At 65.0% G+C, this 24,136-nt stretch carries 28 protein-coding genes and 1 tRNA gene; 10 read left to right on the top strand and 19 right to left on the bottom strand.

All coding sequences use genetic code 11. The features are described from left to right. Positions 1 to 2: 2 nt before the first annotated feature. The gene (locus EU800_RS03645) at positions 3 to 797 is read right to left on the bottom strand and encodes a pseudouridine synthase (RefSeq protein ID WP_129628648.1); all 795 of its coding nucleotides are present in this window, start codon (positions 795 to 797) and stop codon (positions 3 to 5) included. Positions 798 to 859: 62 nt separating this feature from the next. Here EU800_RS03645 and EU800_RS03640 point away from each other — a divergent pair, with 62 nt between their 5' ends. Next, complete coding sequence (locus EU800_RS03640; RefSeq protein ID WP_129628646.1) at positions 860 to 1,312, top strand: nucleoside deaminase; 453 nt, start codon at positions 860 to 862, stop codon at positions 1,310 to 1,312. A gap of 4 nt (positions 1,313 to 1,316) precedes the next feature. Here the strand turns inward: EU800_RS03640 and EU800_RS03635 are convergent, their stop codons facing one another. After that, entirely contained in the window at positions 1,317 to 2,009 is a 693-nt protein-coding gene (locus EU800_RS03635) for a metal-dependent hydrolase (protein ID WP_129628644.1), read from the bottom strand. Between the two features lie 61 nt (positions 2,010 to 2,070). On the opposite strand from EU800_RS03635, the gene EU800_RS03630 reads away from it, so the two are divergent. Beyond that, complete coding sequence (locus tag EU800_RS03630; protein ID WP_129628642.1) at positions 2,071 to 2,727, top strand: ceramidase domain-containing protein; 657 nt, start codon at positions 2,071 to 2,073, stop codon at positions 2,725 to 2,727. Between the two features lie 7 nt (positions 2,728 to 2,734). On the opposite strand, the gene EU800_RS03625 is transcribed toward EU800_RS03630, so the two are convergent. The 3 genes from EU800_RS03625 to metF form a co-directional block, all read right to left on the bottom strand. Next, on the bottom strand, positions 2,735 to 3,178 hold the full coding sequence (locus EU800_RS03625; RefSeq protein WP_129628641.1) for a DUF1178 family protein: 444 nt from the start codon (positions 3,176 to 3,178) through the stop codon (positions 2,735 to 2,737). A gap of 45 nt (positions 3,179 to 3,223) precedes the next feature. Continuing rightward, positions 3,224 to 3,685: an NUDIX hydrolase gene (locus tag EU800_RS03620; RefSeq protein WP_242500393.1), complete on the bottom strand. Its 462-nt coding sequence runs from the start codon at positions 3,683 to 3,685 to the stop codon at positions 3,224 to 3,226. A gap of 464 nt (positions 3,686 to 4,149) precedes the next feature. Next, positions 4,150 to 5,016 (bottom strand): methylenetetrahydrofolate reductase [NAD(P)H], encoded by an 867-nt coding sequence (metF, locus tag EU800_RS03615; protein ID WP_129628639.1) that lies wholly within the window; start codon positions 5,014 to 5,016, stop codon positions 4,150 to 4,152. Between the two features lie 93 nt (positions 5,017 to 5,109). Here metF and EU800_RS03610 point away from each other — a divergent pair, with 93 nt between their 5' ends. The 3 genes from EU800_RS03610 (at position 5,110) to EU800_RS03600 (ending at position 7,142) form a co-directional block, all read left to right on the top strand. Next, positions 5,110 to 6,018 carry a LysR family transcriptional regulator gene (locus EU800_RS03610; protein ID WP_129628638.1) on the top strand — a complete coding sequence of 303 codons (909 nt, stop codon included), beginning with the start codon at positions 5,110 to 5,112 and terminating at the stop codon, positions 6,016 to 6,018. A gap of 83 nt (positions 6,019 to 6,101) precedes the next feature. Further along, the gene (locus EU800_RS03605) at positions 6,102 to 6,893 is read left to right on the top strand and encodes an inositol monophosphatase family protein (RefSeq protein WP_129628637.1); all 792 of its coding nucleotides are present in this window, start codon (positions 6,102 to 6,104) and stop codon (positions 6,891 to 6,893) included. 42 nt (positions 6,894 to 6,935) lie between these two features. Then, complete coding sequence (locus EU800_RS03600; RefSeq protein WP_129628636.1) at positions 6,936 to 7,142, top strand: hypothetical protein; 207 nt, start codon at positions 6,936 to 6,938, stop codon at positions 7,140 to 7,142. Positions 7,143 to 7,161: 19 nt separating this feature from the next. Here the strand turns inward: EU800_RS03600 and EU800_RS03595 are convergent, their stop codons facing one another. Beyond that, on the bottom strand, positions 7,162 to 7,929 hold the full coding sequence (locus tag EU800_RS03595; RefSeq protein WP_129628635.1) for a rhomboid family intramembrane serine protease: 768 nt from the start codon (positions 7,927 to 7,929) through the stop codon (positions 7,162 to 7,164). A 174-nt stretch (positions 7,930 to 8,103) separates the two neighbouring features. On the opposite strand from EU800_RS03595, the gene EU800_RS03590 reads away from it, so the two are divergent. After that, positions 8,104 to 8,189: transfer RNA gene (locus tag EU800_RS03590), tRNA-Leu, on the top strand. A 249-nt stretch (positions 8,190 to 8,438) separates the two neighbouring features. On the opposite strand, the gene EU800_RS03585 is transcribed toward EU800_RS03590, so the two are convergent. The 7 genes from EU800_RS03585 to napF are packed head-to-tail and all read right to left on the bottom strand — an operon-like array spanning position 8,439 to position 14,692. Further along, positions 8,439 to 9,119 carry a NapC/NirT family cytochrome c gene (locus EU800_RS03585; protein ID WP_129628633.1) on the bottom strand — a complete coding sequence of 227 codons (681 nt, stop codon included), beginning with the start codon at positions 9,117 to 9,119 and terminating at the stop codon, positions 8,439 to 8,441. Positions 9,120 to 9,145: 26 nt separating this feature from the next. Further along, positions 9,146 to 9,586, bottom strand: coding sequence for a nitrate reductase cytochrome c-type subunit (locus tag EU800_RS03580; protein ID WP_129628631.1), 441 nt, complete (start codon positions 9,584 to 9,586; stop codon positions 9,146 to 9,148). A 21-nt stretch (positions 9,587 to 9,607) separates the two neighbouring features. Beyond that, positions 9,608 to 10,531: a quinol dehydrogenase ferredoxin subunit NapH gene (gene napH / locus EU800_RS03575; protein ID WP_129628629.1), complete on the bottom strand. Its 924-nt coding sequence runs from the start codon at positions 10,529 to 10,531 to the stop codon at positions 9,608 to 9,610. Next, complete coding sequence (gene napG / locus EU800_RS03570; RefSeq protein WP_129628627.1) at positions 10,528 to 11,367, bottom strand: ferredoxin-type protein NapG; 840 nt, start codon at positions 11,365 to 11,367, stop codon at positions 10,528 to 10,530. Before napG ends, napH begins: the two co-directional genes overlap by 4 nt. A 27-nt stretch (positions 11,368 to 11,394) precedes the next feature. After that, positions 11,395 to 13,887, bottom strand: a complete 2,493-nt coding sequence (gene napA / locus EU800_RS03565) for a nitrate reductase catalytic subunit NapA (protein WP_129628625.1) — start codon at positions 13,885 to 13,887, stop codon at positions 11,395 to 11,397. A 23-nt stretch (positions 13,888 to 13,910) separates the two neighbouring features. Next, positions 13,911 to 14,186: a chaperone NapD gene (locus EU800_RS03560; protein ID WP_129628623.1), complete on the bottom strand. Its 276-nt coding sequence runs from the start codon at positions 14,184 to 14,186 to the stop codon at positions 13,911 to 13,913. Beyond that, positions 14,183 to 14,692, bottom strand: coding sequence for a ferredoxin-type protein NapF (gene napF, locus EU800_RS03555; RefSeq protein ID WP_129628621.1), 510 nt, complete (start codon positions 14,690 to 14,692; stop codon positions 14,183 to 14,185). The genes EU800_RS03560 and napF overlap by 4 nt, the downstream gene beginning before the upstream one ends. A gap of 137 nt (positions 14,693 to 14,829) precedes the next feature. On the opposite strand from napF, the gene EU800_RS03550 reads away from it, so the two are divergent. Beyond that, entirely contained in the window at positions 14,830 to 15,099 is a 270-nt protein-coding gene (locus EU800_RS03550) for a hypothetical protein (protein WP_242500392.1), read from the top strand. 144 nt (positions 15,100 to 15,243) lie between these two features. Here the strand turns inward: EU800_RS03550 and EU800_RS03545 are convergent, their stop codons facing one another. Both EU800_RS03545 and EU800_RS03540 read right to left on the bottom strand, forming a co-directional pair. After that, positions 15,244 to 15,906: an SDR family NAD(P)-dependent oxidoreductase gene (locus tag EU800_RS03545; RefSeq protein WP_129628619.1), complete on the bottom strand. Its 663-nt coding sequence runs from the start codon at positions 15,904 to 15,906 to the stop codon at positions 15,244 to 15,246. A gap of 82 nt (positions 15,907 to 15,988) precedes the next feature. Next, complete coding sequence (locus tag EU800_RS03540; RefSeq protein ID WP_129628617.1) at positions 15,989 to 17,065, bottom strand: Ldh family oxidoreductase; 1,077 nt, start codon at positions 17,063 to 17,065, stop codon at positions 15,989 to 15,991. 116 nt (positions 17,066 to 17,181) lie between these two features. Between EU800_RS03540 and EU800_RS03535 the strand changes: the two genes are divergently transcribed. The 3 genes from EU800_RS03535 to EU800_RS03525 all read left to right on the top strand — a co-directional run bounded on the left by EU800_RS03535 (position 17,182) and on the right by EU800_RS03525 (position 20,064). Further along, positions 17,182 to 18,120 carry a 2-hydroxyacid dehydrogenase gene (locus EU800_RS03535; protein ID WP_129628615.1) on the top strand — a complete coding sequence of 313 codons (939 nt, stop codon included), beginning with the start codon at positions 17,182 to 17,184 and terminating at the stop codon, positions 18,118 to 18,120. Positions 18,121 to 18,630: 510 nt separating this feature from the next. Further along, positions 18,631 to 19,311, top strand: a complete 681-nt coding sequence (locus tag EU800_RS03530; RefSeq protein ID WP_129628613.1) for a PEP-CTERM sorting domain-containing protein — start codon at positions 18,631 to 18,633, stop codon at positions 19,309 to 19,311. A gap of 438 nt (positions 19,312 to 19,749) precedes the next feature. Continuing rightward, positions 19,750 to 20,064: a hypothetical protein gene (locus EU800_RS03525; RefSeq protein WP_165354550.1), complete on the top strand. Its 315-nt coding sequence runs from the start codon at positions 19,750 to 19,752 to the stop codon at positions 20,062 to 20,064. Positions 20,065 to 20,222: 158 nt separating this feature from the next. Here EU800_RS03525 and EU800_RS03520 read toward each other — a convergent pair whose 3' ends face one another. The 4 genes from EU800_RS03520 to EU800_RS03505 form a co-directional block, all read right to left on the bottom strand. Beyond that, a complete protein-coding gene (locus EU800_RS03520) occupies positions 20,223 to 20,900 on the bottom strand; it encodes a transglutaminase-like cysteine peptidase (RefSeq protein WP_242500391.1) in 678 nt (225 codons plus the stop codon). Positions 20,901 to 21,138: 238 nt separating this feature from the next. After that, positions 21,139 to 22,293, bottom strand: a complete 1,155-nt coding sequence (locus tag EU800_RS03515; protein WP_129628611.1) for a fumarylacetoacetate hydrolase family protein — start codon at positions 22,291 to 22,293, stop codon at positions 21,139 to 21,141. Between the two features lie 13 nt (positions 22,294 to 22,306). Then, a complete protein-coding gene (locus tag EU800_RS03510; protein ID WP_129628609.1) occupies positions 22,307 to 23,224 on the bottom strand; it encodes a dihydrodipicolinate synthase family protein in 918 nt (305 codons plus the stop codon). A gap of 37 nt (positions 23,225 to 23,261) precedes the next feature. Next, on the bottom strand, positions 23,262 to 23,864 hold the full coding sequence (locus tag EU800_RS03505) for a LysE family translocator (RefSeq protein ID WP_129628607.1): 603 nt from the start codon (positions 23,862 to 23,864) through the stop codon (positions 23,262 to 23,264). Positions 23,865 to 24,136: the final 272 nt, after the last annotated feature.

Raw genomic sequence — 24,136 nt, 5'->3', positions numbered from 1 at the left:
GGTCAGCGCCGCTTGCGCGTGGGGCGGCGTTTCGGGGCGGCAAGCGGCACGAAATCCTTGTCGAGGCCGAGCTGGTCGCGCAGCACGCGGCCCTTGACCTCCTCCACCGCGCCCGGCTTCAGGTCGCCGAGCCGGAAGGGCCCGTAGGCGACCCGGATCAACCGGTTCACCGGCAGGCCGATCGTCTCCATCGCCCGCCGGATCTCGCGGTTGCGGCCCTCGCGGATGCCGACGGTGACCCAGGCATTTGCGCCTTGCTGGCGGTCCAGCGTGACCGACATCGGCTGGAACCGCTCACCGTCGATCTCGACGCCCCTGCGCAGCGGTTCAAAAGTCGCGTCGTCGGGCCGTCCGTTCACCCGCACCCGGTATTTCCGCACCCAACCGGTCGACGGCAATTCCAGCCGCCGCTTGATCGCGCCATCGTTGGTCAGGAGCAGCAACCCCTCCGAATTGATGTCGAGCCGGCCGACCGAGACGACCCGCGGCATCTCCTCCGGCAGCGCGTCGAAGACCGTCCGCCGCCCTTTCTCATCGCGCGCCGTGGTCACCAGCCCCAACGGCTTGTGGTAGAGCCAGAGACGCGGCGGCTCGGTGTCGGCCAGCGGCGCACCGTCGATCGTGATCTTGTCGCCCGCGGTGACGTTGAGCGCCGGGCTCCCGATCACCTTGCCGTTGACCGCGACCCGGCCGGCCTCGATCATCCGTTCGGCCTCGCGGCGCGAGGCGTGGCCGGCCCGGGCGATCACCTTGGCGATGCGTTCGCCGGCAGGGGGTGTATCTGTTTTCTCGTTCATGCGCCCGGATACGCCGCGCGCGCGGGCTTGCCAAGGGGCGCGGGCACGGGCAGTCAGGTGGCATGAGCCCGTTCACGAGCCATATGGAAGAGGCGCTGGAAGAGGCGCGGGCGGCGGCCGCGCGCGGCGAGGTGCCGGTCGGCGCGGTTCTGGTCGACCCCGCGGGCCGTGTCGTGGCGCGCGACGGCAACCGGACGCGCGAGCTCTGCGACCCGACGGCCCATGCCGAGGTGCAAGTGATCCGCGCCGCCTGCCGGGCCGCTGGCTCCGAGCGCCTGCCGGGCCACACGCTCTACGTCACGCTCGAGCCCTGTCCTGCCTGCGCGATGGTGATCTCGGCCGCGCGCATTGCGCGGCTCTGCTACGGCGCGGCAGATCCGAAATCCGGCGGCGTGGCGCAGGGGCCGCGGATCTTCACCCATCCTCAGGCGCATCACGTGCCGGAGATCTACGACGGCATCGCGGCCGAGCCGGCCGAGCGGCTGCTGAAGGCATTCTTCGCCACCCGGCGCTGAACGGTCAGATCTCGACCGTCTCCATCACCTCGGGGGTCTTCACGTCAACCCCCGGCAGAGCGTCCGCCAGCGGCTGTGCCGATTGCGCCAGCAGCGGGAACGTCTTGTAGTGGCACGGGAACACTACCTTGAAATCGAAAAACTTCCTGGCCGCGAACGCAGCGCGTTCCATGTCCATCGTGAAATGGCCGCCGGCGCAGAGGATGCCGATATCGGGTTTGTGCAGTTCCGCGAATATGGCCATGTCGGCCAATACGTCGGTATCGCCGCTGACATAGATCACGTGACCCTCGCCCGCGATCATGAACCCGGCCTCTCCACCGACATACATCGGCCCGTGATCGGTGCCGATCGAGGAGGAATGCGTCGCGTTCACCAGCGTCACCGCGACATCTCCGAGCGTTACCGTGCCGCCCTTGTTAAAGCCTATGACACTCACGCCTTCGGTCGCTTCCCAATGCGACATCAGGTCGTAGATGCCGACGAGCGGCACGCCGAGCTCCTTGGCGATCGCCAGCGCGTCGCCCGAATGATCGCCATGTCCGTGGGTCAGCAGGATATGCGTCGCTCCTGCGATCGCCTCGGGCTGCCTGTCGGCGGGGAAAACGGGGTTGCCGGTGAACCAGGGATCGACCAGCAGGATCTCTCCTGCGATCTCGATACGGAAGCCTGAATGGCCGAGCCAGGTGATCTTCATCTTGTCTCCTCCCGGGAACGAGCTAAGCCTTCGCGGGGCAGCCTACTCCGGAGAGGAACAAATGGAAGGTCTGTTGCGGCAGGTTGACGGCTATTGTGAACGGACCGACTTCAGCTACTGGTCGGAGCCGGTCAACGCGCTCACCAACCTCGCCTTCCTCGTCGCCGCGGCACTGCTCTGGCGCCGTTTGGACACAGATCGCCTACCGCTCGCCCGCGCGATGTGCCTCGTGCTCGCTGCCATCGGAATCGGCTCCTGGCTCTTTCACACCCATGCGACAGTCTGGGGCGCAATCGCCGACACCACGCCAATCACGCTCTTCATCCTGCTCTATGTCTTTGCCGCAAACCGCGACTACTGGGGCCTTTCCACGCCGCTTGCCCTCCTCGCCACCGCCGGTTTCTTTCCCTACGCCGCGGCCACTGTGCCGCTCTTCCAGAGCCTGCCGGGCTTCGAGATTTCGGCTGCCTATTGGCCGGTGCCGCTGCTCATCGCGCTTTACGCGCTGGCGCTTCGGCGCAGGGCTCCCGAAACGGCACGCGGGCTCGCCGTCGGCGCGGTGTTGCTCTGTGTCTCGCTCGGGTTCCGGTCCGTCGACATGTCAGTCTGCACTGCCTTCCCGCTGGGCACGCATTTCCTCTGGCATATCCTGAACGCGATCATGCTGGGCTGGATGATTGAGATCTACCGCCGTCACATGTCCGGCCGGGCAGCGTAAGCCGACTTCAGTTGGTCTTGCGGCGCGGTGCGAAGGGAAGCGGCATTACCGGCACGCCGTCCTCGATCAGGCGCCGTGCCTCCTTCGGATCGGCCTCGCCATGAATCGACCGGTGCGGCACCTCGCCGTCATGCATGGCGCGTGCCTCGCGGGCGAAGTCGCGTCCGACATAGTCGCTCTCGGCCTCGATCCGCCGGCGCAACTCCGCAAGCGCTTGTTCGGCGGGGGTTGCAGGGGCGCTCAGCGGCCGGGCGGGCTCCTTCTCGTCGGTCTCTGCCCCTGACTCGCCCGAGAGAACTCGCGGCGCCATCATCGCCTTCTCAACCTTGGGAGAACCGCAGACCGCACAATTTACATGGCCCGAGATCCTGAGCGTCTCGAACGCGTCCGCCGACGCGAACCAGCTTTCGAAGCTGTGACCCTCGGCACATTTGAGGCTGTACTTGATCATTCAGATAAAATGTACTCCTGCGCGCGGCGATTTCAAAGGGGCGCGTCAGGATTTGGGAGGTTTGAAGTCCCGCAGCAACTGGCGCAGGTCCGGCTCGGCCACCTTCTTGCTGGCCTGCTTCGGAGAGAACCACTTGCGGCGGCGCTCGTGGCGCTCGGGGAATTCCTTGGCCAGCGACTTCACCTTCAGCGGAAAGACGCAGACGACACAGGGCAGGTCCGGTCCGAGACCGTCGCCGTATTTCGTGTAGGGGAAATACCCGACAACGTCCCCCGACACCTTGCCACTGACGCCTGCCTCTTCCCAGGCTTCCAGGCTCGCAGCCTCCGCCGGGGACCGGTCGCTCATCGGCCAGCCCTTGGGAATGATCCAGCGACGGCGCGTCCGCGACGTGATCAGCAGCACCTGCACCTTGCCGCGCATCATGCGGTAGCAAAGCGCGCCGTATTGCGTGCGCAGATCCTTGTCGCGTTTTAACGCCTTCGGAAGTTCTATGTCCTCGATCACCAACACGTGCTCGCTGTCTTGCCCAAACCTTTCGAAATCGACCCTCCCGCGGAAATCGGTCCACGAGTTATACATCAGGTAGCATCGCCGTTGCGTCACTTCCAGTACTGACGCGGCCTGCCCGGAGAGGTTCTCCGGGGACTGCCGGTGCTCCGACGGCCACGTTGTTGGCTTTGCGGAGAGTTCTACCGGTCAATCCTGACCACGCGCCTGGCGGCGAATTGCCCTCGCCGACCGCAGGATCCGAAATGCGGAGGTTCGAATAGCAAACTGCTTTCGATATGCCAAGACAAAACACCAAAGCCGCGCAGGCGGGCGGGCGCGGGGGGCGGTTCGGTGAATCGGCCGTGTCCATAGAAACCTGTCGCGGGCGAGCCGGCACAGAAGCGTTACCCGCCGGGCTTACGCCCAAGACGCTCCAGGCTCCCGGCGCTTGAATCTGCCGTGATCCCGCGCGCGTCGCTTCAGGCGACGTCCTGCAGGCGGGTGTCCGGTGTCACGCCGAGGGCGCGGCAGATGTCATGCGTCAGATGCGGCTTATTCAGAGTGTAGAAGTGCAGGTGCTCCACGCCGCCCGAAATCAGCTCCGAGCAAAGCTCGGTCGCCACGGCGATCGCAAGGATCTCCTCGCGCCCATCCCGTGCGGCCTTCTCGAAGGCGTCGTCGAGCCAGGCCGGAACCTTGGTCCCGCACCGCTCGGCGAAGCGTTTCGTGCCCGCCCAGTGCTCGATCGGCAGGATGCCAGGCAGGATCGGCTTGTCGATGCCGACCTTGGCACAGGCGTCGCGAAACCGGAAAAACGTCTCAGCCTCGAAGAAAAACTGGGTGATCGCGGCATCAGCGCCCGCCTCGAACTTGCGTTTGAGCCATTCGACATCTGCGGTGTCGCTCGACGCCTCCGGATGCCGGTCGGGATAGGCTCCGACGCGGATGGTGAAATCGCCTGTTTCGCGCAGCGCCGCGACAAGCTCGCAGCTGTCGGCGAAGCCCTGCGGGTGCGGCTCGAATCGCGTCGCACCCTTCGGCGGATCGCCCCTGAGCGCCACGATGTCGGTCACACCTTCCGCGGCATAGCCCCGGGCGATCTCCAGCGTCTCGTCGCGCGTCGCATCCACGCAGGTCAGATGCGCCGCCACCTTGAGGTCGGTCGTGCGGTGGATCGCGGAGACTGCCTCATGCGTCAGCCGCCGCGTGGTGCCGCCGGCGCCGTAAGTCACCGAGACGAAGTCGGGGTTGAGCGGGGCAAGCGACTGCACTGTCTCGTGCAGCCGGAAGGAAGCCTCCACTGAGCGGGGCGGGAAGAATTCAAAGGAAACATGCGGCGCGGTCATGACGGATTCGGTCCCTCTTGTGTCGCTGACGGAAGTCGCATATCGCGAGCCCTGAAGCAAATTCATAATCTTCACAAAGATCATGAGCCGCGCATGCATGTAGAGCTCCGCCATCTGCGAACCATCAAGGCCATCCACGAGGCCGGCGGCCTCGCGCGCGCCGCCGAGATCCTGAATATCACCCAGTCCGCCCTCAGTCACCAGGTGAAGGGGCTGGAGGACCAGGCAGGGATGGAGCTCTTCGCGCGTCGCTCCAAGCCGCTCAAGCTCTCCGCCGCCGGCCTTCGTATGCTCCGCACGGCTGAGCGCGTGCTGCCCGAGATGGCGGCGCTTGAGGAGGAATTCCGGGGCCTTCGCGCCGGCAAGACCGGACGGTTGCACATCGCCATCGAATGCCACGCCTGTTTCGAATGGCTCTTCCCGGTGCTTGAGGAGTTTCGCAAGGCCTGGCCCGATGTCGATGTCGACATCCGCCCGGGCCTTGCCTTCGACGCCCTTCCGGCGCTCTGGAAGGAGGAAGTGGACGTCGTCATATCGTCGGACCCCGAAGCGATCGAGGGCGTCACCTTCAACCCGCTCTTCGACTATTCGCCGGTCTTTGTCGCTGCCGCCCGCCACCCGCTGGCCGAGCGTCCCTTCATCTCGGCTGAGGATTTCCGCGACCAGATCCTCATCACCTACCCGGTGGCCCGATCCAAGCTCGACGTCTTCAGCCAGCTCCTGATGCCGGGCCGGGTCGAGCCGCTCGGCATCCGTCAGGTGGAGCTCACCGCCGTCATCCTGCTGCTCGTGGCCTCGATGCGCGGCGTTGCCGTGCTGCCCGACTGGGTCGTGCGCGACGTCAGGAGCAATGCAGACTTCGTCACCCGGCCCCTTACCGAAACGGGTCTGACGCGCCGGCTCTATGCCGCCACCCGCAGCGACGAGATCGAGCGGCCTTACATGGCGCATTTCCTGAAACTCGGCCGCGAGATACCCGTGAAGCTTCAACGACCGGCGTGACCGTCCGCACCCGGCGGGATTCGGCCTTGGAATCGGGCTGTCCGCAGCGTATAGCCGCGCCCTGAACCAAAGGAGCCTCGGCCATGCAGGGCAGCAGCGCAAATCTCAACGTCATGATCAAGGCCGCCCGCAAGGCGGGCCGCTCGCTGGTCAAGGATTTCCGCGAGGTCGAGAATCTTCAGGTCGGCACCAAGGGTCCCGGCGATTTCGTCACCAAGGCGGATCTGCGCGCCGAGGAAATCATCCGCGAGGAACTCACCACGGCGCGGCCGACCTATGGCTGGCATGCCGAGGAATCCGCGGACGTCGCCGGCGCCGACCCGACGCGGCGCTGGATTGTCGACCCGCTCGACGGCACCACCAATTTCCTTCACGGCCTGCCGCATTGGGCGATCTCGATCGCGCTCGAGCACAAGGGCGAGATCATCGCCGGTGTCGTCTTCGACGCCGCAAAGGACGAGATGTATGTCGCCGAGAAAGGCGCCGGCGCGTGGTTGAACGACATGCGCATCCGCGTTTCGGGCCGCTCCCGGATGAGCGAGTCGCTCTTCGCGACCGGCGTGCCCTGGGGGGCGAAGACGACGCTGCCGGCCACCATCCAGGATCTCGCGAAGCTCATGCCGCAATGTGCCGGTGTACGCCGCTCGGGCGCCGCCTCGCTCGATCTGGCCTATGTCGCCGCGGGACGGTTCGAAGGGTATTGGGAGCGGGAGGTGAACCCGCATGACATCGCCGCGGGGTTGATCCTTGTCCGCGAAGCCGGCGGCTTCGTCGCCCCGCTCTACGAAGGGCGCAGCATCTTCGATGACAGGATGGTGATTGCCGGTAACGGCGCGGTGTTTGCGAAACTGTCGGAAGTCCTTCGAAGCCGTTAATCCGCCGATTTCCCGCCACATTGGGCTGGTAGCGTCGGCGTTATGAAACCGATTTTCTTTATCCAGCGGCAATATGCCCGTTTCCAGTCCGATGATCGCGGAGCGGTCACCGTCGATTGGGTCGTTCTGAGTGCTGCCGTCATCGGCATGGCGCTTGCCTCACTTAACGTCTGGCGTGATAGCGTCCAGTACAACGCGCAAGACATCGCTTCGGTCGCGTCGAATTATGAGATCAAGACCGGTTTCTAATGGCCCTTGCCTGACCATGTCATTCCCGCCGCCGCCGAACCCGTGGAATCCGGCTGTGTCGCTTATTTCTTGAAACTGAAGGGACGTCGCTGCGACGGACCCTTGCCGCCGGATGCGGCGGCAGTCCATGCGTCCGTTGCCAGAAGGCAGGCCCGCCGCGCCGCAACCACAGCGGAAGTGTAAAAACCACCCCCATGACAAACCCGCCCGCATGCGCCCAATAGGCGATGCCGCCCGTTGTCGGGTCCGACGCGGCGGCCCCCATCAGTTGCAGGCCGAACCAGATCGCCAGCATCAGCCAGGCGGGAACCGTGAAGATCCGGAAGAAGATAATGAAAATCAGCAGGATATCGACCCGGGCCCGGGGAAAGAGCAAGAGGTATCCGCCCATCACGCCGGCAATGGCACCGGATGCGCCGACGGTCGGCACCGGCGAGCCGAAGGACAGCGCGACATGCACAATGCCGGCCGCCACGCCACAGGCCACATAGAACAGCGCGAAACCGCCATGGCCCATCTCGTCTTCGAGATTGTCGCCGAAGATCCAGAGGAAGAGCATGTTACCGAGCAAGTGCAGGATGCCGCCATGCAGGAACATCGAGGTCAGGAAGCTCCACGGATAGGGCCGCGCGGGGATCAGCGCGTATCTTTCGTAGAAGGCGTGAAACGCGTAAGGGCTCTCCGTGATGCCCCAAGTTCCGATGAAGATCAGAATGTTCGCCGAGATCAGCGCATAGGTGACGACGGGCGTTCGCCCAGAGGGGTTGTGATCGCGGATCGGAAACATGGAACGAAGCTATAGAGGGCCAGCGTCCGGTCAAGTGAAGAGCGGATGACAGCGGCGCGACGTCGAACGGTCCATTTGCGAGGCCGGCGTTGACGCCAATCTGCGACAACATTCTTCGGCCCAAGTTAAGCGGTCTTGCTGCGCGGCCCACGTGCGCCTATTCCCATGCCTACTGCGGGCGTGGTGGAATGGTAGACACGCGAGACTTAAAATCTTGTTTTCGCAAGAAAGTGTGGGTTCGAGTCCCACCGCCCGCACCAGCCAGTTAGCGACGATGATCGCTCCTCTTGCCGTGTGATGCTCTCGACGCTTCTCCCGCGTCTGATCGTCTCCTTCAAAAGCTCTCTTCTGCACAGTGTCGTCTCCCGAAAGAGTCTCCTCTTTCTGCGTCGAGCATGGTGTTGAAAGCGCGCGGAACTGCGATGGGCGGACTCACGTTCCCGGCCGGGTCTTGCGCGCCAGGCGCCTTGGACGGCGTCGGACCAAGTCTCCCCGCCGGAGCGTTCCATTCACTCCAGGGCAGCAATCCCGTTCCTGGGCGCATCCGCCTGCGCGGTCGCTCCCGGCAACTCCTCGACAATCCGTTCATATTCTTCGAGATACCCTGCCGGAAGCCCGTGCGCGATGCCCTGATGACAATCGATACAGGTCATGCCGTCGTCGATCGCCTTCTGGTGATCGTCCGCCGCGCGGGTCTCCTGGATGGTGAAATCCATGTAGTCAAACGCGTGGCAGTTGCGGCATTCGCGGCTGTCGGAGGATTTCATCTTGGTCCAGACGAGGCTCGCCATGTGCAGGCGACGATCTTCGTATTTCTGGTCCGTGTCGATCGTGCCCAGGATCTCGTGATAGAGATCCTTGCTGGCCATGATCTTGGCCCTGACCTTGTATTGCCACTCGTGCGGGACGTGACAATCCGGGCAGGTCGCGCGGACGCCGGAATGGTTGTTGTAGTGAATGGTTTCGGTGTACTCATCCCAGTTCTTCGTCATCGTGTGGCACGAGGTGCAGAATTCCTCGGTGTTGGTCTCCTCCAACGCCCAGTGGAACCCGCCCCAGAACAGGATGCCGGCGACGAAGCCGGCGATGATCAGGAACCCGATGCTGAAGACGCCGCTGGGGCTCCAGAAGCCGTTCCAGATGCGCCGCAGGACTCCGGGACGCGCGCCGTTGTGCTGATGCTCTGCCATCGCTTTTCTTCCCCCTGGGTTCTGCCTCAGCGGCTGGCCGACGGTTCAAAGAGGTTCTCGACGAGCGCGGGCGCGTTCACCTGCGGCACATGACACTGGTTGCAGAACCAACGCGTGCCGGCGACCTCGTCCATCTCGACACCGTCCCGGTCCAGATAGTGGGTCATCGACAATGTCGGCGCGCCGCGATCGCCGGCATTGGTCCAGTCGTGGCAACTCAGGCACTGGTTTGCACGAATATCGATCTGGTACTGGTCGACCGAATGCGGGATCAGTGGTGGCTGCTGGCGGTACTCGCGGTTGAACCGCTTGGTCTCCTGCTGAAAGACCTGCTCCACCGGAACCTGCTCGTCGACAGAGGCACCGCGCAAGCTGGAGAGCCCGGTGGCCGGCTGCGCGAGGCCGAGGCCCACGAGGGCCAGGGACGTTGCCAGGGCAAGGGCACCTGCAAGGATCGGCTTGGTCATGATGGGTCTCCGTTGCTCAGTTCACGCTGCATTCTGTTTGGCCGGCGCGTCGGTTGCGACCGCGTACGGGGGGACGTCAATATGGGTGTCGAAACGGTGGGTGAAGGCGAAGACGTCGACCGAACAGACGTCGATGCACCGCCCGCAATTGGTGCAGTCGGACGAGAGGATCAGCGGCGTGCTGTCGCCCTTGCCCTTCAGCGCCGGCGAGATGACCTGGTTTTCCGGGCAGACGGCGTAGCAGTCCATGCAATCGTCGCAGGCGTCACGCCGTAGGGCGGAGACGCGCAGCAGGCTTTTCGTGCCGACGAGGGAATAGAACGCACCGACCGGACAGACATGTCCGCACCATCCGCGGCGGGCGACGATGAGGTCGAAGAGGAAGATCGCCACCACCATGCCCCAGACCCAGCCCATGCCGAAGACGAGGCCGCGATGGACGATGGTGACCGGGTTCACAACTTCCCAGGCGATGGTGCCGGTGAGCGCCGAGACGAGGAAGACGGTTCCGAGCAGCCAGTACCGGGTGGCGCGCTTCGGCTGCCAGCCCTTCTGGAGGCCCAGTCGGTCGTGCAACCAATGCGCGGCGTCGGTGACCGGGTTGATCGGGCAGACCCAGGAGCAATAGACCCGGCCGCCGATCAGCGCGTAGGCCACGAGAACGATCAGCCCGCCGATGAGCGCGGTGCTTTCGGGCCAGTGACCGGCGACCATCATCTGACCGAGGATCATCGGGTCGTTCAGGGGCAGGAAATCGAAGGTCATGGAGCCCGCGAGCGTTCCCTTGACCCACCAGATGCCGAACCACGGCCCCGCGAGGAAGAGCAGGAGAAAGAAGGCCTGGCTGACGCGGCGCAGGACGAGATACTTGTGCGCGCCGAACCAGCCCTTCGTCGCGAGCGCTTCCTGGCCGGTGGGGAGATGGACCTTGCCCTGCGTGCTCATTGGCCGGCCCCCTCGGGCAGCTTGAACGTGGGCTGGAAGGCACCACCCGTTTCCGGAAGGAAGCCGCCGGGGGCGGCAAGGTTGTCGGTGCCTGGTCCGGGCAGGCGGTCGGGCAGGTCGATGATCCCCTCGACCACCGGGGCGCCCCTGGCGTCCTTCTCCTCCCATCCCTTGCGGTAATGCTCCGCCGGTGCGCCACGAGCGAGGCGCGTGGGCAGGACCTTGATCGCCGCTTCCGGCAGGACGCATTTCTTCTCGCAGATCCCACAGCCGGTGCAGGCGTCGGCGCGGACCGTCGGGGCGAAGATCGCGTGGTGGCCGGAGCGCTCGTTGTGGCGCATCTCCAGCCTGATCGCCTCGTCGATCATCGGGCAGACGCGATAGCAGACATCGCAGCGCAGCCCGAGGAAGTTGAGGCAGTTTTCCTGGTCCACCAGAACCGCAGTGCCCATCCGGGCGTCCTCGATATCGGTCAGCCCCTTGTCGAGCGCGCCGGTCGGGCAGGCGGCGACGCAGGGGATGTCGTCGCACATCTCGCAGGGGATATCGCGGGCGGTGAAATAGGGGGTGCCGGTGGCGGGGCCGTTCTGGCCGAGATCGGCGAGCACCAGCGTGTCGTAGGGACAGTCCCGCACGCAGAGGCCGCAGCGGATGCAGGCGGCGAGAAAGGCGTCCTCGCTGAGCGCCCCCGGCGGGCGGAGCGCCTGGTCGGGAAGAGCCTTGGCGTCGCGGGTCACATAGGCCAGCAACCCGCCCGCGACTGCGCAACCCGCCGCCATGCGGGCGCTGTCGGTCAGGAACCGGCGCCTGTCGACCTTGTGCGGTGTTGCGGCCATGCTGCGCTCCCGGGATCACGCGGGCCGTCAGGCCCGCTCCACCTTGCAGGCGCATTTCTTGAAGTCGGTTTCCTTCGAGAGCGGACAGGTGGCGTCCAGCGTCAGCTTGTTGGTGAGCTGTCCCTCGTCGAACCACGGCATGAAGACGAGCCCGCGCGGCACCTTGTTGCGCCCGCGCGTCTCGAGCCGGCTCAGCACGTCGCCGCGGCGGGTGGAAATCGAGATCTCCTGCCCGCGGCGCAGCCCGCGATCCCTGGCGTCGTCGGGGTGCATGTAGACCACCGCAGAGGGGAAGGCGCGGTGCAGTTCCGGCACCCGCCGGGTCATCGAGCCGGAGTGCCAGTGCTCCAGCACCCGGCCGGTGCACAGCCAGAGATCGTATTCCTCGTCGGGTACCTCGGCGGCCGGCTCGAAGGGGGCGAAGATGATCTTGGCCTTGCCGTCGGCATGGCCGTAGAACTTTACCCCTTCTCCTTCCTTGACATAGGGGTCGTAGCCTTCACGGAAGCGGTAGAGCGTCTCCTTGCCGTCGACGACGGGCCAGCGCAGGCCGCGTGCCTGGTGATATGTGTCGAAATCCGCGAGGTCATGCGCATGGCCGCGGCCGAATTCGGCATATTCCTCGAAGAGCCCCTTCTGGACGTAGTAGCCGAAATGCTCGGACTCGTCGTTGTCGAAGCCGTCATAGGTCTCGGAGACCGGGAACCTGTTCACCACGCCGTTCTCGAAGAGCACCTCGTAGAGCGTCTTGCCGGCAAGCTCCGGCTTCATCGCAACAAGCTCCGGGCCCCAGGCTTCCTCGACGGTGAACCGCTTGGAGAACTCCATCACCTGCCAGACATCCGATTTCGCCTCGCCCGGCGCCTTGACCTGCTGGCGCCAGAACTGCGTCCGACGTTCGGCATTGCCGTAGGCGCCCTCCTTCTCGACCCACATGGCGGTGGGCAGGATCAGGTCGGCAGACAGCGCGGTGACGGTCGGGTAGGGGTCCGACACGGTGATGAAGGTCTCCGGGTTGCGATAGCCCGGATAGCCCTCCTCGTTGATGTTGGGCGCGGCCTGCATGTTGTTGTTGCACTGTACCCAGTGGCACTTGAGCTCGCCGTCCTTGAGCTTGCGGTTCATCAGCACCGCGTGGAAGCCGGGCTTGGGCGGGATCGTGCCCGCGGGGATGTTCCAGGCGGTCTCGCAGATCTCGCGATGCGCGTCGTTGGCGACCACCATGTCCGCCGGCAAACGGTGGGCGAAGGTGCCGACCTCGCGCGCAGTGCCGCAGGCCGAGGGCTGGCCGGTGAGCGAGAAGGGAGAGTTGCCGGGCTCGGAGATCTTGCCGGTGAGAAGATGGACATTGTACATCAGCCCGTTCACCCAGGAACCGCGGGTGTGCTGGTTGAAGCCCATCGTCCAGAGGGACATCACCTTGCGGTTGGGGTCGGCATATTGCTGTGCCAGCCGCTCGAGCTGCGCCGCCGGCACGCCCGACATCTCCGAGACCTTCTCGACGGTGTATTCCGAGACCATCTCGGCATATTCGTCGAAGGAGATCGGGGTCAGCTTGCCGGAATTCGGGTTGGCCGCCGCCTCCTGGCGCGGGTCGTTGTCCCGCAGGCCATAGCCGATATCCGTTTCGGTCCTGGTGAAGTTCACATTCGCATTGACGAAATCCCAGTTCACCGCGTCGTTCTGGATGATGTAGTTGGCGATGTAGTTGAGGATCGCCAGATCCGTCTGCGGCGTGAAGACCATGCCGTTATCCGCGAGCTCGAAGCAGCGATGCTCGAAGGTAGAAAGCACATGGACCTCGGCGCCGGGCTTGGTCAGTCGCGTGTCGGTCAGGCGCGACCAGAGGATCGGGTGCATCTCGGCCATGTTCGATCCCCAGAGCACGAACGTGTCGGCATGCTCGAGGTCGTCGTAGCACCCCATTGGCTCGTCGATGCCGAACGCGCGGATAAAGCCGACCACCGCCGAGGCCATGCAGTGCCGCGCATTGGGGTCTATATTGTTCGACCGCAGACCCGCCTTCATGAACTTTGCCGCGGCATAGCCTTCCCAGACTGTCCACTGGCCTGAGCCGAAGATCGAGACGCCCGCGCCGCCCTTCTCCTTCAACGCCGCCTTCCACTTCTCGGCCATCACGTCGAAGGCCTCGTCCCAGCTCACCGGCTCGAACTCGCCATTCTTGTCGTAGACGCCGTTCGACTTGCGCAGCATCGGCGTGGTCAGCCGGTCCTGCCCATACATGATCTTAGACAGGAAATACCCCTTGATGCAGTTGAGTCCCCTGTTCACCGGCGCATCCGGGTCGCCCTGCGTGGCGATCACACGGCCATCCTTGGTGCCCACCAGCACCGAGCAGCCGGTGCCGCAGAAACGGCAGGCCGCCTTGTCCCACCGGATGTCCGGCGTGCGCGCCTGGGCCTCCGCCAACTTACCGGGGAGCGTGATGCCGGCCGCGGAGGCCGTGGCGGCTGCGGCGGTCGATTTCAGGAAAGTCCGACGGGAGTCTGACATGGTCATGGGCTTGGCTCCGGTTCAGGGGGTCAGTGGGCGGCGGCCGGCCGTTTCCGGCCGTCGTCCTCATCAAGGTCCTCGAAGTGGTGATAGGTCAGCGTGACGGACATCACGCCGGGGATCTGGTGCAACGCCATGATCTGCTCGGAGGCGCGCGCGGCCGGCGTGTCCTCGACCACGACGACGAGGCGTTCGTCTTCGGTCACGGCATGAATCTCGACGCCGGCCATTTCCGCCGTCGCCGCGCGGACGCTTTCGCCCTTTCCCGGCGCGGCATGGACGAGACATCCGCATATGTTCGTCATGACTGGCAGGCCTCCAGTTTCGGGTGGCTGACGCGGACAAGCGAGACTGCGGCGGCCGGGCAGGATCCGACGCAGGCGCCGCAGCCGGTGCAGGCAGAGTCATCGATGATCGGTCGGGAAACTCCGCCGACCTGCAGGTGGAATCGGATGGCTCGTGCCTCGCAGGAATCTTCGCAGGCACGGCAGGAAATGCGGTTGAGCGACAGGCACTCCTGCGAGACCTGTGCCACCCACGGCCAGTCACCCTGGCGTTCTTCTGCAAGGGCGTCGGTCGGACAGGCCCGCCCGCACGCACCGCAGAATGTGCAGGCACCAGAGGCGAGGTCCAGCAGCACGCCGCCGCGCGGATCAGACTGGATGATTGCCTCAGGGCATGCCGCGATGCAGTCGCCACAGCCGGTGCAGGCGCGTTCGAATCCTCGGACCGTCGCTCCCGGGGGCCGGAGGATATCCGGCGTTCGAATCTCGCCACGCAGGAAGTCCCGGCGGCTCGGTATCGGTGGCATATGATCTGCCCGCAATCTCGTTCACAAAAAGCCTACACACTGAGCGATTTTGGGGCAATGATGATTACATCGCAGGCGGTATGTGAATCTCATCCACCGCGGCCAACCTGTGGCAACACATCGTATGGGGGCGTGACATGCTCGGCGTGCTTGAAATTCTTGGCCTGATTGCCGGCAATATCCTGAACCTGCCGGGGATCCTCGGCGTCGGGCTCGGCATGATGACGCGAAATCCCGTCATCGGCGCGGTGCTCGGCGCGCTCGTCGGTGTGGTCTCTACCTACGTGTTCTTTGCGGATCTCGGCACCGGGACCCTGGTGTCACCCGAACTTTTCGTCGCGGTGGGTGTGGGCATGGTCTTCGGCAGTCTGGGGAGCTTCATTCGCCGCGTGGGAGCGACCGTCTGAGCCTGGTGGCCCAAGATCCGGATCACGCATCCGTACGCACGGATTCGCGCGCCCGGATGGCAGAGCCGCTGGGCCGGTTTTGAACCGGTTCGCCGGCTTGTTTCCGCCTTGACATATATCGCCTGCCAGAGATGCGGGCCGGCTTCACCAGTGCACCTCCGTTCCAGCCCAATCGAAAAAGCGGCCGGTGTGTTCGGGCCGCAGCGCGTCGAGCACGCCAAGCAGGTTTCGCGCGGCCTCTTCCGGCGAGACTTTCCGGTGGCCGGGATATCCGGAGGTGAAGGGCGTGGCGACCGTGCCGGGGTGGAGCGCAACCACCACGGCCTCCTTGCGCTTGCGCGTGATCTCGATCGCCGCGGTTCGCACCAGCTGGTTCGCCGCCGCCTTGGAGGCGCGGTAGGAATACCAGCCGCCGAGCCGGTTGTCGCCGATCGAGCCGACCCGCGCGGTGAGCACCGCAACCACCGACCGCCCGTCGCGCGGCAGCAGGCGGTGCACATGACGCAGGATCAGCGCCGGACCGATCGCATTGACCGCCATCACCTCGGCCATCGCTGCCGGATCGATCTGTGACAGCGCCTTTTCCGGCGCGTGACCCGGCGGCGCGAGGATGCCCGAGGCGACGAGGATCAGGTCAAACGGACCGGACTGTGCCCCGATCACGCGGTCGACCGACGCGGCGTCGGTGATGTCCAGCCCGTCGCGGCTGCGCGAGAGCCCGGTCACCGCGACGCCGCGCGCGGCAAGGGCCTCTGACAGCGCCGCACCGATCCCGCCCGATGCTCCGATCACCAATGCACGCGTCATCCCGGACTCCGTCCCATGCCGTCCATTCAGGTAGCGCATCCGCTCCTCGGGCAAAGTCCTGAGTCCGCAGCACGCGCCGCCGTCACTGCGTTGCGGTGCGCTCCGGGATCGGCGATGGCAGGTCCACGCCGAGATCGGCGGCGCTGGCGGAGACACGGCGCCAGACCTCGTCGGGATGCTGGATTCCATTCTCGGCGGCATCGGCGAGCGCCGATTGCACCCGGTCGCCCGGCACCCGGACCGGTGGGCCGCCGTCGGCCGGACGGTTGTTGCGACACAACTCGCCCAGATAGGTGGTTTCCTCGACGAAGGGCTCGGCGCCAGCGAACGCGTCCGGCGCCATGACCTGGAGATAGACGTTGCCACCCCAGCGGTCCGGGTGCTGCGCGCGGCCATGGCCCGCGAGCGCCTGGGTGAGCATTTCCACCATGAGCGCGATGCCGTAGCCCTTGTGGCCATGGTCGGTACCGCCGGTCAGCTGAATGGTACCGCGCGGGTCGGCATTGACCACGTTCGGGTCGGTCGTGGCGTTGCCCTCCGCGTCCAGCATCCACGGGTGGCTGAACCGGATGCCGTCATTGATATGGGCGCGCACCTTCGAGACGGTCGTGATCGAGGCGCAGGTGTCGATCAGCACCGGATGGCCTTGCGCCGGGTATCCGATGGCCCACGGGTTGGGCGTGAAAGTCGGTTCGGCGCCGCCATAGGGCGCGACCCATGCGCCGGACGGGTCCGAAGTCGCGATGTAGCACACCAGGCCCTTCTCGGCCGCGATCCGGGTGAACACGGAGAGGCAGCCGATATGATGGCTGCGGCGAATTGCCAGCGCGGCGATCCCGTGCGTGGTCGCCCGCTCCATGCAGATATCGAGTGCCTGCGTCATGAGCCAGTGCCCCGGCAGGTAGCCGCCGTCCCAGACCAGTGTCGCGCCGGTGTCGCGGATGACCTCGAAGCTGCCCTCGGATGCCATGCGCCCCGCCGCAAGTTCCGGCAGGTAATAGGGTATCATCGAGATTCCGTGTGTGGTGACGCCGATCTCGTCGGTCCGGACCAGCAGTTCCGCAACGATGTCCGCCTTGGACTGCTCCATCCCGCCGCGCGCGAGAAGCTGAAACGCAAGGGTCTTGAGATCGTCGCGGTGGTAACGCGCAGCGTCCATGCTTCGTCTTCCTTTCTTTCATCATATGCGCGGGCAGAGCGGTTGACTCACCTCGGCAACCGCCCCATCGTCCGCTGGTATACCATTTAACGCGACACTGCTCCCGAGGAAATGCCATGTCCGCCACAATCGTCATCGGCCCCTACAGCGAGGCCGACCGAGCTGCCCTGACCGAGGCGTTCGCGCCGGTTTTCGTTGCGAGCCCTGCCGAGCTCGCCGGCCTCGACAACGCGACGCGGGAGGCCGCGCGCGCCGTGGCGTTCAAGGGGCACAGGCCGTTCGACGGCGCGGCGATGGACCTCCTGCCCGCGCTCGGCCTCATCGCCAATTTCGGTGTCGGCTATGATGCGATCGACGTTGCGGCCGCGGATGCGCGGGGGATCCGGGTGACCAACACGCCCGACGTCCTCAATGACGACGTGGCCGACCTTGCCGTGGCGATGCTTCTGATGCGCGGCCGCGAGATGGAGCAGGCGTCGCAATGGGCGCGCTCGGGTCAGTGGAAGGAAAAGGGCGAATACCGGCTCAACAGGAAGGTCAGCGGGGGCAAGGCGGGGATTCTCGGGCTCGGCCGGATCGGGCGCGAGATCGCCGACAGGCTGGCCGCCTTCAAGATGGAGATCCACTATTTCGCGCGCTCCGAGAAAGAGACGCCGGGATGGATTTATCACGCCGACCCGGTCTCGCTCGCGGCAGCGGTCGACTATCTGGTCGTCGTGCTGGTCGGGGGGAAGGAGACGGAGAAATTCGTCTCGGCCGAGGTGATCGAGGCGCTCGGACCGAGGGGTATCCTGGTCAACATCTCGCGCGGCACGACGGTCGACGAGGCGGCGCTGCTCGATGCGCTGGAGCAGGGACGGCTCTATGGCGCTGCGCTCGACGTCTTTCTCGGCGAGCCCGACATCGACCCGCGCTTCTACGCGCTCGACAACGTGGTGCTGCAGCCGCACCAGGGGTCCGGCACGGTCGAGACCCGCGCGGCAATGGCAAAGCTCCAGCGCGACAATGTCGCCGCCTTCCACGCGGGCGCGCCGCTGCTGACACCGGTGAACTGAAGAGAGCTCATCGCGCCCGCCGGGAGGTGGATGGCCGGGATGCCGCAATCGGACAGGATCCGGCACCCGAGTCGCCGACTCTGGGAGCCGCCCGGCGATCGCGGCGCCCTAATTGGGGCGGTGCGCGCGATTCTCGCGCTGCCGAGCGTGGCTTCTTCGCCACAATTGCGCCTTAGTTGGCGGGACGATTCGACCGGATTGCAGCACGCATCGTGACCAATCCCGACTGTGCCGTTCATCGTTCACGGGCAGTCAACGGTGTCCAGCACGTCACATTCACTCAAGGCACTGTGAAGATTGGTGTTTTATGGAAAGTTGCCGGTATTTGTATCGAATTCGCGTTGAACTAATGGCAAGAATGTGTCAGAACTCTGGCTGGGTGGTGGCGTCTTTTTGCCGGGTGGCGGAGATGCTGAGAGTCGTGAATGAGCTGTGTTGTGTGGCCCTGTCTGCGTGGAAACGCATCCAAGCGGTTTCTGAGACCGCTTGCCAGAATTTTCAGGCTCAGATATGCGCGATCAGCCGATCGGAAAATCCGGTCGGTTCATTCTGTACCTCGGGCGGAATGATTGCCTGCGCCAACTATTCGAAAAGAACCTATTGAACAGGAGCATTATGATGTATTTGAAAAAACTCTTTCTCGCAGCCTGCATCGCTGTTCTTCCCGGCTTTGCCTCGGCTGCCACGATCAATCTGACCAAGGAGATGGGTTGGACCGATTTCCGCTTTGCTGATAGCCTAAATGGGGGTGCATGGCTCGAGGCTGCACCGGTTTGCGACCCTAAGGACTTCATGTCCTGCGAACTCGAAGTCCTGTCCTTCAGTGTCTCGCTTGCAGAAGCGGCCTATCTTCAGGTCACCGACGCGTTTCTCTCGGGCGACGTATTCGAGGTCTTCGCGAATGGCGCCTCGCTCGGGCTGACCTCCGCCAGTAAAACCGGGAATGACATCGGGAACGACTACACGGCCGCGCTGGCAGACGACAGGTTCAGCTCCGGCACTTGGCTGCTTGGGCCGGGCGAATACATCATCTCCGGCTTTGTCCGGTCTATGCCACAGACGGTGGGACGAGCTTCCATTCGGATCGCCGACGTTCCGGTGCCGGGCTCGCTGGCTCTCCTGCTTGGCGCGGGCGCTGCCCTTGGAGCGTCGGGCCTCCGTCGGCGCAATCGTATTTCGCGGAGTGCATAAATATGAAAAGACTACAGAAAACGACCAGACTCGTCATCGCGGCCGGCGCAGTCGGCGCCGCGCTCACCGGGGCCAACGCCGCCTTCGCAGAGCAGACTTGTGACAGCAACTTTGCGCGCAAAGTGCTGCAGTCCAAGGATTTTGACTCCATCTGCGGCTGCGAGGCCATCACGACGGCCTTCATCCGTAAGATGCAGAGGAACACGCTGTTCCCGGTTGCACTGGATGCGATCTCGGACTCCTGTCCGGCCCATGCGGTTGCGCTGACCAGCACGGTCACCGCGTCGATCGCAAACGGGTTCCCGTCCGACGGCTCGCGGGCCGGCTCCGATGGCAATGGCTTTGGCGGCTCCCCGAGCGAAACTGGCAGGTCCGGATCCGGTCGAAATCCGGGTGATGAGGTCGCAAGCGCTGACGACCCCGAGGACGAAACGCCGGATGACAATGGCCCCGATGGCGGTAATCCCGACGATGGTGGACCGGATGACGGCGGACCGGATGACGGTGGCCCGGACGATGGCGGACCGGATGACGGTGGCCCGGATGACGGCGGACCGGATGATGGCGGACCGGACGATGGTGGCCCGGATGACGGCGGACCGGATGATGGTGGCCCGGATGATGGTGGCCCGGATGATGGCGGACCGGACGATGGTGGCCCGGATGACGGTGGACCGGACGACGGCGGACCGGACGACGGCGGACCGGACGACGGCGGCGACCTGGACAACGGCTGGTGATCAAAGCGCGTAGCGCCCAACCAGAGCTGGTGTTCCGATGGTTGTGAAATCGGACTACGCGCCGCGAGCTTCTGCTCGTGGCGCGTGGTGCACAAAGGTCCGCGCGGTGCCTCAGGGGACGCTAGTCATCGCCAGTGATCGCGCTTCAGCGAGTCGCTTGGCGGCCGGGCGTCAGTAGGCAGTTGCCACGCTGACCCATTTCGACGGGGTCCTCGGATCCTGCATCCGCAGGAAGATATAGCCTGTCTCGGACCACTTCTTGATGCTGTTCGTCAAGTTGTCGAGCACGAGGTCGCCGGTTTCCGTGCGGACGACCAGAACCGCGTGTCCGCGACGCTTCTTGTCGAGAACCGTTGCGATCAGCAGAGCTTGTGCCGGGTAGCCGAGGCGAATCAGCTCGCGTTTCTTGAGAAGGGCAAAATCCTCGCAGTCCCCGCCGCGAGAGGTCGGCAGGGACCAGTTCTCTTCCTCCTGGAACTGGATGATATCGGCGATGCTGCGAGTCTGCCGGTTCACGGTCCGGTTGACCTGATCGATTGCCGCCAGATCCGCGCGGGAGATCTGTCTCGCGCGCGGGCTGACCGAACAGGCCCAGGAATTGTCGCTGCATAATTGGCGGGCGCCTTGCGGTGCAACGACATACCGGACTGGCTGGAGAAAACTCGTCTTCTGCAAGGCCTGCGCGGGCTGACCGACAAGGAGAGCGAGACTCAACATCAAAAGGGGTTCGGGTCGCGTCAGGAACATCCCGGAAAGAACCTGACCGACTCGTCCGACGAAACCACTTCCAGCCATTTCTCGACCCCTTTCTGCAAATCTGAGTCGATCAGGCCCGCAGAACTGGGCCAAATCTGGCCCTAAAGGTGACGATTTGCCGGGAACATAGTTCCAATACGAAATGACGCAGGTGCGGTCGGCGCGCGATCCGCGGCGATGCACGGAACAATGGCGCCGGTGCGGGCTGCACGCGGCGCTATCGACTCGGCGATGGAGACGTCCAATCCGGCCGGTGTCATCGCGCGTTTCACCGTCCGTCCTTCACGGGGAAGCGGTCTGTTTCATACGCAGTTCCGGCCGGGGACGCCGGTCAGAGGAGTCCCCTCTCCGAGAGGTTGCGCATCAGCGCGGCTGTGCCGAAGCGCCATTCCGGGCAGTCAGTCGAAAGTCGCACGACGTTGCGAAGTTCTCCGATCGCGGGCTCGGAAATCGTCACCACGTCGCCGACGTGATGCGTGAAACCCTGCCCTGGCGCGTCGCGATCTTCCACCGGAGCGAAGAGCGTGCCGAGGAAGAGGAAGAACCCGTCCGGATACTGGTGGTGCCGGCCGCAGGTCTGGCGAACGAGGTCGGCCGGGTCGCGGCTGATCTGGGCCATCGAGGAATGGCCGTCGAGCACGAAGCCGTCATCGGCGCCCTCGACCCGCATCGTCAGTTCCGCGCGCCGAATATCGTCGAGGCCGAACCCCTCGTCGAAGAGCCGCAGGAACGGCCCGATGGCGCAGGAGGCGTTGTTATCCTTGGCCTTGCCGAGGAGCAGCGCCGAGCGGCCCTCGACGTCGCGCAGGTTAACGTCGTTGCCAAGGGTCGCGCCGCAGATCGTACCGCGCGAGGAGACCGCCAGAACGATCTCGGGCTCCGGGTTGTTCCATTTGGAGATCGGGTGCAGGCCGACCGCGGCACCCCAACCGACCGAGGACATTGGCTGGCCCTTGGTGAAGACCTCCGCATCCGGGCCGATACCGACCTCGAGATATTGCGACCAGAGCCCTTCGCCCTGCAGCACGGCCTTGACCTCCGCCGCCTTGGCTGAGCCGGGTTCCAGCCCCGAGAGGCTCTCGCCGATCACCGCGCCGACTTTCTCCCGGATCGCCGCGGCGCGGTCCAGATCGCCCGCCGCCTGTTCCTCGATCACCCGCTCCACCATGCTGGCGGCAAAGGTCACACCGCAGGCCTTGATCGCCTGAAGGTCGGCCGGCGAGAGCAGGCGCAACGTGTCCTCGCCGGCGTCGTCGGTCGAGGCGGATGCGAGTTCGGCGAGGGTGGCCACCGCGTCGCCCGGCGCGGCGCGGGCCGTGGCGGCCGGGTTCGGAGCCTCGAGCAAGGCGTGCATCGTGGGGAGCGAGGCGCTGGTGATGTCGACGACGGTCTCGCCGTCGATCCGTACCAGCGCCGGGCCGACGTCGGGACGCCAGATCCGGCCGACGAGGGTGGCTTCGGGGATCGGGTTCGAAACGGGTAACATGGTGGTCTCCTGTTTACCTGCCCCAGCGGAGCACGAGCGGGTCGAGCGCACGCAGAAGCTCCAGCAGCATCGCGCGCGTATCGGGATGAAGCGGCGGGATCGGGTGGCGGCAGAAGGCCGAGCCGATCACTCCGCCCGCGACCATCGCCTCCTTGGCGGCGCGGAAGCCGCATTGCCGGTTCTCGTGGTTGATCGCCGGCAACACGTGCGCGTAGCCGGCGATGGCGCCGTCGCGGTCACCGGCGAGGAAGGCGCGGATCACGGGGCCGATCAGGTCGGGGATCATGGCCGAAGTCATCGAGCCGGTGGCGCCGGCGTCGAGATCGGCCAGAAGCGTGATCGCCTCTTCGCCGTCAAATGGCGCCTCGATCAGGTTACCGCCCTCGGCAATGAGCGCGCGGAGCTTGGCGGCGGCCTGCGGGCATTCGATCTTGAAGAGCTTCAGCATCTCGATCTCGCGCGCCATTCGCACCAGCAGGGGCACAGGAAGCTCGACGCCCGAGAGCGGCGCGTCCTGGAGCATGATCGGGATGCCCACCTCGCCGACGGCACGGAACTGTTCCAGCGTCTGGTCCGGCGTGCCCTTCAGCAGGGCGCCGTGATAGGGCGGCATCATCATCACGATGGCGGCGCCGAGATCGCGGGCGAGGCGCGCCCGCTCGACAACGATCGGCGTGGCGAAATGGCTGATCGTCACGATCACCGGGACGCGTCCGGCGACATGCTCGAGCGAGAGCCGGGTCAACGTCTCGCGCTCGGCATCCGAGATCAGGAACTGCTCGGAGAAGTTGGCGAGGATGCAGAGTCCGTCCGCTCCCTGGTCGATCATGCAGTCGAGCACGCGTCTCATTCCGTCGAGATCGAGCCTGCCGTCATCATGGAACGGGGTCGGGGCAACCGGCCAGATGCCGGAATAGGATTGGTCGGTCATGGGGCCTCCGGGGTCGTGAGGAGAGGATGAACGCGCGTCATGGTTGTGCCTGGGTTGCCGACCACATTGCCAGCGCTACGACGCCGAGCATCGACAGCGCCATGGCGATGTTGATGCGGTGGTGGGCGCGCTCGGAGAGGTCCAGCCGATGCAGCGAGACGCCGGCCCAGAGCCAGGCGAGATGGATCGGGATCCAGATCGTGTTGAGGATCAGCGCCTTGCTTGCCAACTCGAAGAGGGGCGAATCGGGGGCATAGTTGAAGCCCGTCATCAGCGAGGTGTTGACGGCATAGGCCTTCGGGTTGATTGCCTGGAGCATCAGGCCGCCAGTGATGCCGGGCGGCACCTTGGCCTCAATGAAGGCCACGCGGGCGCCGGCGAGGGCGATGCGGGAGGCGAGATAGAGCAAATAGCCCACCGAGACCAGCATCAGGACGGTGCGCAGCCAGGGGATCGAGAGGAGGATCGCCGCCAGTCCGGAGATCACTGCCAGCATCACGAGGTTGGTGCCGATGAAGAGGCCCAGAACGTATCTCAGCGAGGGCCGGAAGCCATAGGCCGCGCCGAATCCCGCGGTCGTCATGACGCCTGGTCCGGGAGTCAGGATCAGCAGGATCACCGCGACTGCGAAAGTCAGCATTCCGGACCTCTCAGCCGCCGCATCGCCGGCACATTCTCCGCGTCGGAGCGGCAGGCATTGTCATCACAGAACTCTTCTCCGGGCATAGGTTTGCATCGCCCTGAAAATGGTATACCAATTCGATCAAGGCGGGTTTGCCCGGGAATGTCAACCGCAACCGCCGGGGTGGAAGGGGCATGCAGCCATTTGACCTGACGGGACGATCATCGCGCTACATCGGTCCGGCCGAAGCGGCGCTCCGGGCCCGGCATACGTCGCGGCGCGACGGGATG

Source organism: Tropicimonas sp. IMCC6043 (assembly GCF_004146235.1).
In the GTDB taxonomy this organism is placed as follows: domain Bacteria; phylum Pseudomonadota; class Alphaproteobacteria; order Rhodobacterales; family Rhodobacteraceae; genus Tropicimonas.
The sequence above is the reverse complement of the archived record's forward strand: the minus strand, read 5'-3'. Positions and strand labels throughout refer to the sequence as shown.